This window comes from Rhizobium sp. Root483D2 (genome assembly GCF_001426685.1).
GTDB classification, from domain to species: domain Bacteria; phylum Pseudomonadota; class Alphaproteobacteria; order Rhizobiales; family Rhizobiaceae; genus Pararhizobium; species Pararhizobium qamdonense.
The window spans coordinates 21,725-35,159 of record NZ_LMFB01000006.1 but is presented as its reverse complement, the minus strand read 5'-3'; the positions used below and the strand labels follow the sequence as shown (position 1 = coordinate 35,159).

12 protein-coding genes and 1 tRNA gene are annotated in these 13,435 nt (G+C 60.9%); 3 read left to right on the top strand and 10 right to left on the bottom strand.

Going from position 1 to position 13,435, the window contains the following annotated elements; translation table 11 throughout:
• Positions 1–8: 8 nt before the first annotated feature.
• Both ASD32_RS05300 and ASD32_RS05295 read right to left on the bottom strand, forming a co-directional pair.
• Positions 9–1,556, bottom strand: a complete 1,548-nt coding sequence (locus ASD32_RS05300; RefSeq protein ID WP_156383069.1) for a cryptochrome/photolyase family protein — start codon at positions 1,554–1,556, stop codon at positions 9–11.
• Complete coding sequence (locus tag ASD32_RS05295) at positions 1,553–2,248, bottom strand: SDR family NAD(P)-dependent oxidoreductase (protein WP_060636976.1); 696 nt, start codon at positions 2,246–2,248, stop codon at positions 1,553–1,555. The genes ASD32_RS05300 and ASD32_RS05295 overlap by 4 nt, the downstream gene beginning before the upstream one ends.
• 196 nt (positions 2,249–2,444) lie before the next feature.
• Here ASD32_RS05295 and ASD32_RS05290 point away from each other — a divergent pair.
• A tRNA-Arg gene (locus ASD32_RS05290) sits at positions 2,445–2,521 on the top strand.
• 119 nt (positions 2,522–2,640) lie between these two features.
• Here ASD32_RS05290 and ASD32_RS05285 read toward each other — a convergent pair.
• The 6 genes from ASD32_RS05285 to ASD32_RS05260 are packed head-to-tail and all read right to left on the bottom strand — an operon-like array spanning position 2,641 to position 8,994.
• A complete protein-coding gene (locus ASD32_RS05285; RefSeq protein WP_060636975.1) occupies positions 2,641–3,405 on the bottom strand; it encodes an ABC transporter ATP-binding protein in 765 nt (254 codons plus the stop codon).
• Positions 3,402–4,235 carry an ABC transporter ATP-binding protein gene (locus tag ASD32_RS05280; RefSeq protein WP_060636974.1) on the bottom strand — a complete coding sequence of 278 codons (834 nt, stop codon included), beginning with the start codon at positions 4,233–4,235 and terminating at the stop codon, positions 3,402–3,404. The genes ASD32_RS05285 and ASD32_RS05280 overlap by 4 nt, the downstream gene beginning before the upstream one ends.
• Complete coding sequence (locus tag ASD32_RS05275) at positions 4,232–5,167, bottom strand: ABC transporter permease (protein WP_060636973.1); 936 nt, start codon at positions 5,165–5,167, stop codon at positions 4,232–4,234. Before ASD32_RS05275 ends, ASD32_RS05280 begins: the two co-directional genes overlap by 4 nt.
• Complete coding sequence (locus tag ASD32_RS05270; RefSeq protein WP_060637070.1) at positions 5,164–6,225, bottom strand: ABC transporter permease; 1,062 nt, start codon at positions 6,223–6,225, stop codon at positions 5,164–5,166. Before ASD32_RS05270 ends, ASD32_RS05275 begins: the two co-directional genes overlap by 4 nt.
• A gap of 20 nt (positions 6,226–6,245) precedes the next feature.
• Positions 6,246–7,889, bottom strand: a complete 1,644-nt coding sequence (locus tag ASD32_RS05265; RefSeq protein WP_060636972.1) for an ABC transporter substrate-binding protein — start codon at positions 7,887–7,889, stop codon at positions 6,246–6,248.
• Between the two features lie 49 nt (positions 7,890–7,938).
• A complete protein-coding gene (locus tag ASD32_RS05260; RefSeq protein WP_060636971.1) occupies positions 7,939–8,994 on the bottom strand; it encodes a dipeptidase in 1,056 nt (351 codons plus the stop codon).
• Positions 8,995–9,358: 364 nt separating this feature from the next.
• Here ASD32_RS05260 and ASD32_RS05255 point away from each other — a divergent pair, with 364 nt between their 5' ends.
• Entirely contained in the window at positions 9,359–10,402 is a 1,044-nt protein-coding gene (locus tag ASD32_RS05255) for a DUF4105 domain-containing protein (RefSeq protein WP_060636970.1), read from the top strand.
• A gap of 40 nt (positions 10,403–10,442) precedes the next feature.
• Positions 10,443–11,462: a substrate-binding domain-containing protein gene (locus ASD32_RS05250; protein ID WP_060636969.1), complete on the top strand. Its 1,020-nt coding sequence runs from the start codon at positions 10,443–10,445 to the stop codon at positions 11,460–11,462.
• On the opposite strand, the gene ASD32_RS05245 is transcribed toward ASD32_RS05250, so the two are convergent.
• Both ASD32_RS05245 and ASD32_RS05240 read right to left on the bottom strand, forming a co-directional pair.
• Positions 11,459–12,502, bottom strand: coding sequence for a Gfo/Idh/MocA family oxidoreductase (locus ASD32_RS05245; RefSeq protein ID WP_060637069.1), 1,044 nt, complete (start codon positions 12,500–12,502; stop codon positions 11,459–11,461). The two genes, ASD32_RS05250 and ASD32_RS05245, sit on opposite strands and share 4 nt — an antisense overlap.
• 8 nt (positions 12,503–12,510) lie before the next feature.
• The gene (locus ASD32_RS05240; protein ID WP_060637068.1) at positions 12,511–13,296 is read right to left on the bottom strand and encodes a ThuA domain-containing protein; all 786 of its coding nucleotides are present in this window, start codon (positions 13,294–13,296) and stop codon (positions 12,511–12,513) included.
• Between the last annotated feature and the right edge of the window lie 139 nt (positions 13,297–13,435).

Sequence of the window (13,435 nt, the reverse complement as noted above, 5' to 3'; positions counted from 1 at the left end):
CGGTCAGATCAATAGGTGCTGACCGCGCTGTCCAGCTTGGCCAGAAATGCGGCAGCGCTGTGCCGGTAATCATTCCTCTGCGCCTCGGTCATCTTGCTCCACGCAGCATAGACCGGCCCCAGCCGCTGGTTGCGCTTCAGCTTGCCGCTGTTGCGATCGAGAAAATCCCAGTAGAGCGCGTTGAACGGACAGGCCTTTTCACCGGTCTTCTTCTTCACGTCATAGCGGCATGTCGCACAATAATCCGACATCCGGTGAATGTAGTTGCCGCCAGCGGCATAGGGTTTCGACCCCAGAAATCCGCCGTCTGCAAACTGGCTCATGCCGATCACATTGGGCAGCTCCACCCATTCATAGGCATCCGCATAGACTTCCAGATACCATTCGTGCACGGCCTGCGGCCGGATCCCGGCCAGCAGCGCGAAATTCCCGGTGATCATCAGCCGCTGGATATGATGGGCATAGGCATTGTCGCGGGTCTCTGACACGACGGTGTGCACGCAGTTCATGTCCGTCTCGCCTGTCCAGTAGAAATCCGGCAGCGGCCGCTCGGCATCGAGGAAATTGGCCTCGCGGTAATCCGGCATCTTCAGCCAATAGACCCCACGCATATATTCGCGCCAGCCGATGATCTGGCGAATGAACCCTTCGGCGGAATTGAGCGGGGCATTGCCGGCGAGATAGGCCGTCTCGACACGGCGGCACACATCGAGCGGATCGAGCAATCCGGCATTGATATAGAAGGACAGCAGCGAATGGCTGAGAAACGGGTCCGACGACAGCATCGCGTCCTGCCTCTCGCCAAAGGTCGCAAGCTGATCCGCGATGAAGCTCTCGAGCAGAAAGTCGGCGTCCTGCGCCGTCACCGCAAAATTGAAATTTGCCAGCGAACCGAAATGCGTCTTGAAGCGGCGCCCGACGAGATCGAGCACCTCTTTCGTAATGTCATCCGGCGCCACCCCTTGCCGCTTGAGCGCAAACAGGTCGGGTGATGCAGGCTTGCGGTTCTCCGCATCGAAATTCCAGCGCCCACCCTCCGGATCGTCTCCACGCATCAACAGGCCGGTCTTGCGGCGCATGTCCCGATAGAAAAACTCCATGCGCAACTGCTGGCGATTTTTAGCCCAGGCGGCGAATTCGCTGCGCGAACAGATAAACCGCGTGTCCTCAAGGATATCAACCGGACAGGGCAGCATGCCGGCCCAGGCTTCGATCATCTGCAGGACCCGCCATTCACCGGGCGCGGTGATCCGCACCGTCTGCGGCTTAAAACGCGTGATTGCGCGTTGCAGCTCGCCCGTGAACGATCCGGTATTCCCGGGCGCATCCAGCCTCTGATAATCGACGGTAAATCCTTTTTGCCGCAAGTCTTCGGCAAAATGGCGCATGGCCGAAAAGATGAAGGCGATCTTCTTCGGATGATGGCGCACATAGGTCGCCTCCTCCGTCACCTCGCACATCAGCACCGCATCGCGCTTTGGATCAGCACCCTCAAGGCTGCTGATCCCGGCGGAAAGCTGATCACCCAGAATGAAAATCAGATGACGCGCCCTCACCAGTCCACCGCCTGACCATCATAGGCGAAGAACCCGCCCGTCGATGCGCTCTGAAGACGATCAAGCACGCCAAGCAACTGCCGTGCCGCATCAATCGGCGCGGTGCCCTCGCCATGGCGGAAGGGCGCGGTGAGCGCGGTCGCGACAGTGCCGGGATGAAGAGCGGCGACGATCGCCTGCGGATGGGTGCGGGCGATCTCGATCGAAGCGGTCTTGACGATCTGGTTGAGCGCCGCCTTGGCAGCCCGGTAGGATATCCAGCCGCCCAGCCTATTATCGCCGATCGAGCCGACGCGAGCAGACAGCGTCGCAAGAAGGGCGCGGCGTGCCCGCGGCATCAGCGGCGAGAAATGCTTGAGGATCAGTGCCGGCCCGATGGCATTGACCGCAAACTGCCGCGCCATTACGGCGGGATCGATCGCACGCAGGCTTTTTTCAGGACCCGTGCCGTCGATCTCCAGCGCGCCGGTCGCGTCAAACACCAGATCCATCTCGCCATGCGCGTCCTTGATGCCGGCGGCGGCCCGCTCGATCGACGCTTCGTCGCCAAGATCAAAACCGGTCTGACTGCGCGACAACCTGACGACCACGGCGCAATTCGGATCCGCCTCCAGAACATCCGCAAGCGCATGCCCGATGCCGCCGGTCGCACCGATGATGGTTGCCTTATAGGCCCCGCCCAGAGAATCCATATCCGCCTCCCCGCCAGCCACCGCACCTGCGGATCGCCTTTCAATACAGGGATGTCTACGCAGGCGGACGCGGGACGGATCGATGCCGCAACCATCCTGGTGAAATTCGGCCGGCGATGCGTATTGACCATTGATGCGCCGTGCTTCCTGGGCTATGAACCGGGCACAGCCTGCTTCGACGCTTGCCGTCGCGGATGCACCCGTAGCTCAGCTGGATAGAGTACTGCCCTCCGAAGGCAGGGGTCACTGGTTCGAATCCAGTCGGGTGCACCAATTTTCTTAGTCATGTCACCGACATAGCAACCGTCTTGACGGCCGTGCTCCATCAGAGCCTCGCACGACCTCCCCGGCACAACTCCGCACAAATCCCTATGGGCGGAATTAAAGTGGCGTTACGACGCGGCAACCGCCTCGCGCACAAACCCCTTGCTCGCCACCATCAGGTTCTTGGTATAATCCTCTTTCAGCCGCCCTGCCACGAGATCGTCGGAGGACAGGCGTTCGACGACTTTACCGTTTTTCATCACCGCCAGGCGTTCGCACATATGGGTGACGACGCCGAGGTCGTGGCTGACCATGATATAGGTGAGCTTGCGGTCGCGCCGGACCTGTTCGAGCAGATTGAGGACTTCGGCCTGAACCGAGGCATCCAGAGCCGAGGTCGGCTCGTCGAGCAGCATGATCTGCGGTTCGATGATCAGCGCCCTTGCAATGGCGATGCGCTGGCGCTGGCCGCCCGACAGCTGGTGCGAATAGCGGAAGCGGAAGGACGAGCCGAGACCCACCTCGTCGAGCGCCCGCAGGATGCGGCGTTCGGCGTCTTCAATGCCATGGATCGCCAGCGGCTCCTGAAGCAACCGGTCGACAGTCTGGCGCGGATGCAGCGAACCGTAGGGGTCCTGGAACACCATCTGGACCTTGCGGTAGAACGGCTTGTCGCGGTGTTTCACATCCAGCGGCTTGCCATCCAGCACGATCCTGCCGGCCGAGACCGGCGACAGGCCGGCGATGGCGCGCAGAAGCGTCGATTTTCCCGAGCCGGATTCGCCGACAAGGCCGAAGGATTCTCCCGGTGCGACATCGATGCTGACATCATCCAGAGCCAGGAAATCGTCATAGGCGACGGTGAGGTTCTCAACAGAGACAATGGCGGTCATAGCGCCCACTCCGGCTGGCGGTCGAGCACGGGCAGCGGATGCCGGTTCGTGCCGAGCGTCGGCATGCAGTTGAGCAGGCCTTGGGTATAGGGATGTTTGGCATTGCCGAGATCGGATGCCGCCAGTTCCTCGACGATCTTGCCGGCATACATGACGATGACCCGGTCGCAGAAGGACGAGACCAGCCGCAGGTCATGCGAGATGAAGATCAGGCCCATGCCACGATCGGCCACCAGCTTGTCGAGAATGCCGAGCACTTCGAGCTGCACCGTGACGTCGAGCGCCGATGTCGGCTCGTCGGCAACCAGGAGTTCGGGCCCTGCAATCAGCATCATGGCGATCATCGCCCGCTGGCCCATGCCACCGGAAACCTCATGCGGATGCAGGTCGAAGACCCGGCCGGCATCGCGGATCTGCACGGCCTCGAGCATGGCGATGGCGCGGTCGCGGGCCTCGCTCTTGCCGACATTTTCGTGCGTGCGCAGGGTTTCGACGATCTGGCGGCCGATGCTCATCACCGGATTGAGCGAATATTTCGGGTCCTGCAGGATCATCGCGATGCGGCTGCCGCGCAGGGACCGCCTGACTTTCGCCGGTGCCGTCAGGAGATCGATACCGTCGAAATTCAGGGTCTTGGCCGAAATCCTCGCATGCGCCGGCGTCAGGCCCATGATCGCCCTGCCCGTCTGCGATTTTCCCGAGCCGCTTTCGCCGACAATGCCGAGCCGCTCGCGCCTCAGCGTGAAGGAAACGCCGCGCACCGCCTCGATCAGGCCGCTGCGTGTCGGAAACGAGACCCGCAGATCATCGACGTTCAGCATGGTGCTCATTGGCCGCTCTCCCGCGGGTCGAGCGCATCGCGCAGGCCGTCGCCAAGCAGGTTGAAACCGAGGCTGACGATGAGGATGGCAATGCCGGGCATGGTGGCGACCCACCATTGATCGAGAATGAAGCGGCGTCCCGACGCAATCATTGCGCCCCATTCCGGCAGCGGCGGCTGGGCGCCGAGACCGAGGAAACCGAGACCAGCGGCCGTGAGAATGATGCCGGCCATATCCAGTGTGACGCGCACGATCAGCGACGACATGCACATCGGCATGACATGCCTGAGTACGATGCGAAACGGCGAAGCGCCCATCAGCCGGACGGCAGCGATATAATCGGAATTGCGCACGCTCAGCGTTTCCGCCCGGGCGATGCGGGCATAGGGCGGCCAGGAGGTGATGGCGATGGCGATGATCGCATTCTGGATGCCCGGCCCCATGGCCGCCACGAAGGCCAGCGCCAGCACCAGCTTGGGGAAGGCAAGGAAAATATCGGTGATGCGCATCAGGACCGCATCGACCCAGCCGCCGGCATAGCCGGAGACGGCGCCGACCAGAAGGCCGATGGGCGCCGCGATGATCGCCACCAGAACGATGACCAGCAGCGTCAGCCGCGATCCATGCAGCAGGCGCGAAAGGATATCCCGGCCCTGGTCGTCGGTGCCGAGCAGATAGCCGGGGCTTCCGGGCGGCAAAAGGCGTGCGCCGCCGAGATCGCCGATGACGGGCGAATGCGGTGCAAGCACATCGGCAAAGATGGCAATCAGGATAAGCAGCAGGATGATGCACAGACCGGCAACGGCGAGCCGGTTGGCCGAGAACCGCTGCCAGGTCATGTAGGCACGGCCGAGCCGCGCCTGCAGCCGCGATTGCGGCCTGTCGGACATCAGCCATTGGCGGCGGGTCATGGGGGTGGCTTGAAGGCTGGACTGGCTCATCGCGCGCGCGTCCTCGGGTCAAGTGTCCGGTAGAGAAGATCGGACAGGATATTGATGGCGATGAAGACGGAACCGATGACGATGGTGCCGCCCAGAACCGCGTTCATGTCGGCATTCTGCAGGGAATTGGTGATGTAGAGCCCCAGTCCCGGCCAGGCAAATACGGTCTCCGTCAGGACGGACCCTTCCAGAAGCCCGGCATAGGAGAGCGCGATCACGGTGACCAGCGGCACTGCGGCATTGCGCAGCGCATGCCCCCAGATGATCCGGGTTTCCGACAGGCCCTTGGCACGCGCCGCGACGATATATTCCTGGCCGAGCTCATTGAGCATGAAGCTGCGGGTCATGCGGCTGATATAGGCGAGCGAGAAATACCCGAGCAGGCCTGCCGGCAGGATGATGTGGCGGAACACATCGCGGAACACGTCCCACTGCCCCTGCCAGAGCGAATCCAGCAGAAAAAGCCCTGTGACGGGCGTGAAACTATATTCATAGACGATATCGATGCGGCCGGGATAGGCGACCCAGCGCAGCTTGGCATAGAAGAACAACAGCGACAAAAGCGCCAGCCAGAAGATCGGCACGGAATAGCCGACAAGCCCGACGACGCGCACGATCTGGTCAGCGATCGAGCCGCGCTTGACGGCTGCGAGAACGCCGAGCGGCACGCCGATCAGGCTGCCGATGATGGTGCCGAGCGTTGCCAGTTCCAGCGTTGCAGGAAAGACGCGGCGGATATCGCTCATGACGGGATTGGTGGTCAGCACCGACGTGCCGAAATTGCCCGTCAGCGCATCGCGCACATAGATGAAAAACTGCTCATAAAGCGGCTTGTTGAAGCCCATCAGCTCGCGGGTGCGCTCCACCACATGCGCGGGCGCCCGATCGCCGAGGACGGCAAGCACCGGATCGATCGGAATGACGCGGCCGATGAAGAATGTCACGGCCAGAAGACCGAGATAGGTCGTGACGATGATGACCAGGAAGCGCAGGATGCTCTTGGCCCAGCCGTTGGCACGGGCGCGTGAGCGCCCGGCCGTTGGTATTGTTTCGGGAATGCTCACCGGCTATCTCCGGCTCAATCCTTGGAAACCGTGAAGACATAGTTGGTGTCGAAGCTCGGACCGAGCTTGAAGCCCTTCAGATTGGCGCGCGTGCCGGCAACTTCCGTCTGCTGGAAGATGATCACGAACGGGCTCTTCTCAAGCACCTTCTTCTGCAGGTCCTTGTACATATCGGCGCGCTTGGTCGCATCCTTCTCGAGCAGGGCAGCCTTGCTCTCCTCGGTCCATTCCTTCGGAACGTCCCAGGTGTTGCGCCAGGCGAGCGTCTTGTTCTTGCCCTCGTCGGAATTGTCGGGATTGACGGTGAAGGTTTCGGCATTCGAGTTCGGATCGAAGTAATCCTGGCCCCACTGGCCGATATAGATATCATGCGTGCGGTTGCGGTATTTGGTCAGCGTCTGCTTACCATCGCCCGGAATGATTTCCATCTTGATATTGGCCTGCGCCAGCGTCTGCTGGACGGATTCGGCAATACCCGTGATCGGCTGGGTGTTGCGCACGTCCATGGTCACCGAGAACCCGTCGGCAAGACCGGCCTTGGCGAGCAGTTCCTTGGCCTTGGCCACGTCGAGCTTGTAGGGGTTTTCCGGCAGTTCGCCGAGAACACCCTTCGGCAGGAAGGTCTGGTGGATCTCGCCGATACCCTTGATCAGGGTTGAGCCGATCGCATCATAATCGACCAGGTACTTGAAGGCTTCGGCCACTTCAGGCTTTGCCAGATTGGCGTTCTTCTGGTTGAGGCTGAAATAATAGACGGTGCCCTTCGGCGCGCTGGTGGTGGCAAGATCGGCGTTCTTCGACACCGCGTCGAAATCGCCCGGCTCGAGATTGCGCGCCACATCGATGTCACCGGCTTCAAGCGCCAGCCGCTGGCCGGAGCTTTCCTTCATGTGACGGTAGATGACGCGGGCGAGCGGTGTCTTGTCGCCGTAATAATTGTCGTTGCGTTCCATCACGACGACTTCGTTGGCGCGCCATTCGCGCAGCTTGAAGGCACCCGAACCGGCATAACCGGTCTTCAGCCATTCATTGCCGAAATCGTTGTCGTACTTGTATTCCGCCGATGGCGTAACGGCGGCGACATGCTCAAGCACCAGCTTCTTGTCGACGACGGCACCGACCGTTGCGGTCAGGCAGTTGAGCACGAAGCTCGGCGCATAGGCCTTGTCGACGGTGAAGGTGAAGGTGCCGGCATCCGTCGCCTTGGCTTTTTCGGTGACATTGTCGCCGGTCAAGCCGAACTGGGTGAGGATGAAGGCGGGGCTCTTGTCGAGCTTGACGACGCGCTCGATCGAATAGGCCACATCATCAGCCGTTACCGGATTGCCGGAGGCAAACTTGGTGCCGGGCTTCAGCTTGAACGTATAGGTCAGGCCATCGTCGGAAACGGTCCAGCTTTCTGCGAGATCACCGACGACCTTGGACGTGTCGTTGATATCGAGGCGGACGAGATAGCTATAGGTATTGGCCGTCACTTCGGCCGTGGACAGCTCGAACGCTTCACCCGGGTCCATCGTGATGATGTCGTCGATCGCCCAGCCTTCGACCAGCGTATCGGCCGGCGTTTCGGCGAATGCCGGTGCTGCCGCCATCAAGATCAGCGACATTGCGGCGCCAGCCGTCAACATGCGGACATGCTTGTTCAGTGAATGCATCATCTCTCTGTTCCCTTTTTTTCAGGCCCGCGACGGGCCTTCTATTCCCGGCTCAAGCGGCTTCGTGCCAGGCCTGCGCCAAAACCCTCAGCCAGTTTTCCCGGCATATTTTGATCAATTCCGCATCACCATATCCGGCGTCCCGCAGAGCGGCAATCAGGTTCTGGTTGCCGGCCGCATCGGTAATCCCCTCCGGAATGGTTGCACCATCGAAGTCGGACCCGAGCGCCACGCAATCGATGCCCATGCGCTCCACCATGTAACCGATATGACGGACCATGTCGGAGATCGGCGTATAGGCATTCTCCAGCCCGTCGGGCCGCAACATCGTCGTCGCATAGTTCAAGCCCGCCAACCCCTTGCTGTCGCGGATCGCGTCGAGCTGGCGATCCGTGAGGTTTCGGGCAACAGTGGTCAGGGAATGGGCGTTGGAATGGCTGGCGATCAGCGGCTGGTCGGTGGTCTTTGCCACATCCCAGAAACCCTTTTCGGTGATATGGGCGAGGTCGATGAGGATGCCGAGACGGTTGCATTCGCGCACGAGGTCAAAGCCGGCAGCGGTCAGGCCCGGCCCGGTGTCCGGCCCCATCGGAAAGGCGAAGGGCACGCCATGGCCAAAGATGTTGTTGCGGCTCCAGACCGGTCCGAGCGACCGCAAGCCGGCAGCATAGAATGTTTCCAGCGCGGTCAGATCAGCGCCGATCGCCTCGCAGCCTTCCATGTGAAGCACAGCTGCAAAGACGTCGTTTTCCATGGCCGCACGGATATCGGCGGTCGAGCGGCAAAGCTTCCAGGCCCCGGCGCGATCAAGCCGCAGCGCGATGGCGGCGAATTCCAAGGCGATATCGAGCGATGGCTGCCGCTCCAGCGGCTCGGACAGCTCCGTCGCATAATGGCCGTTCTCGTCAGGGGTCTTCAACACGAGATGGTCGGACGGGATATAGATCGCCGACAGCCCGCCGATGAGGCCGCCCTTCCTGGCACGCGGGCCATCAATATGGCCTTCCGCCGTTCCTTCCGAAAATTCAATGACCGGGTCAGCGCCATTTTTGGCATTGCTCCACAGTCTCAGCAACACATCGTTGTGGCCGTCGAAAACCGCCTGCATTCGAAAAATTCCTGTCCTGCCTGATCCATATGGTGGCGCCAGACAATTTTGTCCGGTTGGTCAAGATCGGGATGCTAGTCAATCATATGATAAATAACAATGCGCCTTCTTCGAATTTCAACAGCCGAAAAAACAATGATGATATAAAGGCTTACTGGATTGCTAAGCTTCGAGTGCGCATTATTTGCAACGGTGCAGGACTGGACGCATTGCCTGTTTGATCATTTATAAAAGCAAAAAATCGAATGTCCTCCCGCCAGAAAATCTGGCATTGCAGGGCATGAAAACGAAGGAGGCCTTGGATGGTCACGCAAGGGCAAACAGCGCGGGCAGCAAAGGCATTCGGGCACGCGGGCATTGATCGATGAGCGATCCCACCCAGACCCGCCGCTTCCGTTTCTTCATCCTCACCGTCCGCGTGATTTCGACGCTGGCCATTCTGGGCTTTACGGCATGGGGGGCGATGGCGCTTTTCTACCAGGCGCCCGGCCCGGCTCCCGTCAATGTCCTCTGCGCGGCACTTTGGGCCATCCTCTCGCTTACGGCGCTCTATGCCTATCTGCGCTGGCGTTCGCGTGTTGTCACGCTGCTCTATCCCTTCATGATCGCCGCACTGCTGTTCTGGTGGAATGCCATACCGGCAAGTAACAATCGCGACTGGGCCGACGAGGTCGCGCATATCGTTGCCGGTGTTGTCAACGGCCCCGAAGTCACCCTTGCCAATGTCCGCAATTTCGACTGGCGGTCCCCCACCGATTACACAGTGCGCTGGGAAAACCGCACATATGATCTCGGCAAGCTCGCCTCGGTCGATCTGCTCCTGTCCTATTGGGCGGGGCCAGCGATTGCCCATACGCTGGTCTCGTTCGGCTTCGACGACGGCCAGTTCGTCACGTTTTCGGTTGAGATCCGCAAGGAGAAAACCGAGAGCTTCTCCGAGATCGGCGGGTTCTTCAAGCAATTCGAGATGAGCGTCATCGCCGCCGACGAACGCGATATCGTCCGGGTGCGCACCAATATCCGCAAGGAAGACGTGCATCTCTACCGCCTAGCCATTCCCAAGCCCGCGATGCGGTCGCTGTTCCTGTCCTATGTCGATACGGCCAACGGCCTCAACGAGACGCCGCAATATTACAATACGATCACCGCCAATTGCACGACGATCGTGTTTGCCATGATCAACCAGATCGTCTCCGGCGCCTTGCCGCTGGATTACCGGCTGATCCTGTCAGGCTATCTGCCCTCTTACATTATCGACGTGAAAGGCTTCACGCCCGGCTTTACCCTGGAGCAGCTCGAAAACGGCGGCGCCATCAGCGCCCGCGCGCAGGCAGCAGACAATTCAAGCGATTTCTCGCAGAAAATCCGCGAGGGCGTGCCGGGCATCACCCCTTTGCCGCAGCCGTGATGCGCCTTACACTGGTACCGCAGACAACAGGGATACAGGCATGAACCTCAAGGAGTTCGCAAACCGGCTCGAACTGTCGCAGACGACGGTCAGCCGTGCCTTGAGCGGATATCCGGAGGTCAAGCAGGCAACCCGCGAACGGGTGCTGAAGGCGGCACTCGAATATGGCTACCGGCCGAATACCAGCGCGCTCGGGCTTGCCACCGGCCGCGTCGGCGCCATCGGCATCGTCTTGAAGGGCGGCGGCGAATTCGGTCCGCATACCAGCGAATTCATGGGCGGACTGGGCGGACGGCTGCAGCAGGAGGAAATCGACATCCTCGTCTCGACGGTGGATTCGCAGGAAGCCGAGCTTGCCACCTACCGGCGTCTTGCCGCCAGCAAGCGCGTCGATGCCGTCATTTTGCATTCGCCCTTTCTCGACGATCCGCGCATCGCGCTGCTCAATTCGCTGCGCCTGCCCTTCATCGTGCATGGACGCACCAATACCGGCGGCAATTTCGGCTGGCTGGATATCGACAATTTCGGCGCGGTTCGCCAATCCACCAGCCACCTGCTCGATCTCGGCCATCGCCGCATCGCGCTGCTCAACGGCTATCGCGGCCGCATCTTTGCCGAGCACCGTCAGGATGGCTATCAGACGGCGCTCAGCGCCCGCGGCGTCGCGCTGGACGCCGCACTCTGCGGGCATGGCGAATTCACCGATGAGATGGGCTTCCGGCTGACGCAGGGCTTTTTGAAGCTGGAAAACCGGCCGACTGCCGTCGTCGCCGGCTCGATGATGTCGGCACTGGGCGCCATGCGGGCAATCCGCATCGCCGGCCTGACCGTCGGCGAGGACATCTCGCTGATCGCCCATGACGACGTCTTTCCCTATATCAGCCCCGACCATCTGTCGCCGACACTCTCGACGACGCGCTCGTCAATCCGCGCGGCGGGCGCGCGGATCGGCGAAATGGTCCTGGACATGCTGCAGGGAACCCCGGCCGAAAACCTGCGCGAGGTCTGGCCGGTGGAACTGGTCATCCGCAACTCGACCGCTGCGGTAAAAAAAGCCTAGACCGAGAGCTCGCGGCGTTCCTTCTCGGTGACCATGGCGAGATCCAGCACCTTCTGCAGATCGGCGGCATGGCGGAAGCCGGGCTCGACCGTCTTGCCTTCCCGCACCGCGTCGATGAAGCGCTGGTAGTTGGTCAGCACCTCGCCCGCGTCCACATCCCTCCAGATGCCCTTTTCGATATCGTCGCCCAGGCAGGCCTTGAGCGTCGATCCGTCGGGCGTATGGATCACCTCGATCGCCCCCTTGTCGCCATGCATGCGCAGGCGCAACTCGTTGAGATGGCCGACGGCCCAGCGGCTGGCATGGATGACGCCCATGGCGCCATTGTCGAACTCGGCCGTCATGGTGAAGCTGTCATTGGCATCGAGATCATATTCGCCGATCCGGTTTCCGGGCGCCTTGTCAAAGGTCTTCAACCGCGCAAAAATATGCTCCACGTCGGCAGCCGCGCCATAGCCGGCGAAATCGAGAATATGAATGCCGACATCGCCGAGCACGCCGTTCGAACCATGCTTGGTCGAGAGCCGCCAGAGCCATTGCGATTCCGTCGCCCAATCGCCCCAGGCCTTGGAGACCAGCCAGCTCTGCAGGTAGGACGCTTCGATATGGCGGACCTTGCCGATCTCGCCCGAAAGAACCATCTGCCGCGCCTTCTGCACCTCGGCAACATTGCGGTAGGTCAGGTTGACCATCGTCACCAGGCCGGATTTTTCCGCAGCCGCCGCCATCTCTTCGGCCTTGGCATAGTCCTCGGCCAGCGGCTTTTCACAGAGCACATGCTTGCCGGCGGCCAGAAGCTTCAGCGTCGTCGGATAGTGGATCTTGTCCGGCGTCACATTGGTGACGGCATCGAATTCCCCCCACGCAATCGCTTCGTCGAGCGAGGTAAAGGTCTTGGCGATGTCATGGCGCAGCGCAAAGGACTGCACCCGGATCTGATCGACATCGACGGCGGCCACGAGTTCGACGCCGGCGATGGTGGAAAAGTTCATCGCATGGGTATTGGCCATGCCGCCGGTACCAAGAACCAGAAGACGGATCGGCGTCATCACTTGTACCCCGCTTCGCCAGCCTGATGCAGCCGCGGCCCGCGCTCGACGATCGGCTCCAGCGCCTTTTCGACCGGCACGTTGGGCGCATCATGGATCGCGCTATAGGTACCCTGGGGGTTATAGGCCCACTTCACCGAGTTGCGCAGAACCTTGTGCACATTGGCGTCATGATAGGTCGGATAGGTTTCGTGGCCCGGGCGGAAATAGAAGATATTGCCGGCACCGCGCCGCCAGGTCAGACCCGAGCGGAACACCTCGCCACCGGCAAACCAGGAGATGAACACCGTTTCCAGCGGCTCCGGCACGGAGAATTGCTCGCCGTACATTTCCTCGTTTTCAAGTACGAAATTCCCGTCCAGGCCTTCGGCGATCGGATGGCGCGGATTGATGACCCACAGCCGCTCGCGCTCCCCTGCCTCGCGCCATTTCAGCGCGCAGGGCGTGCCCATCAGCCGTTTGAACGGCTTGGAGAAATGGCCCGAATGCAGAACGATCAGCCCCATGCCTTCCCAGACGCGCTTGGCAACCCGCTCGACGATGTCGTCCGATACCGCGCCGTGATCCTTGTGACCCCACCAAAGCAGAACGTCGGTTTTAGCCAGGCGCTCGACGCTCAAGCCATGCTCCGGCTCCTGCAACGTCGCTGTGGTGGCTTCGATCGAAGGGTCCGTGTTCAGCGCTGCGGCAATCGTATTGTGCATGCCGTTCGGATAAATATTGCGCACGACCTCGTTGGTCTGCTCATGGATATTTTCGCCCCAGACAATTGCCTTGATGGTCATGACCAATCCTTCTTTCGATGCCTTATGCATTCGCATCCGATAAAATTGAAACCGCTTTCAATTTCCAGCGATAGAATCGACGCGGCCCTTTTGCAAGTGAAAATCGGGCGGCGGGGCCGGTTTAGAGCCTCGTACGATC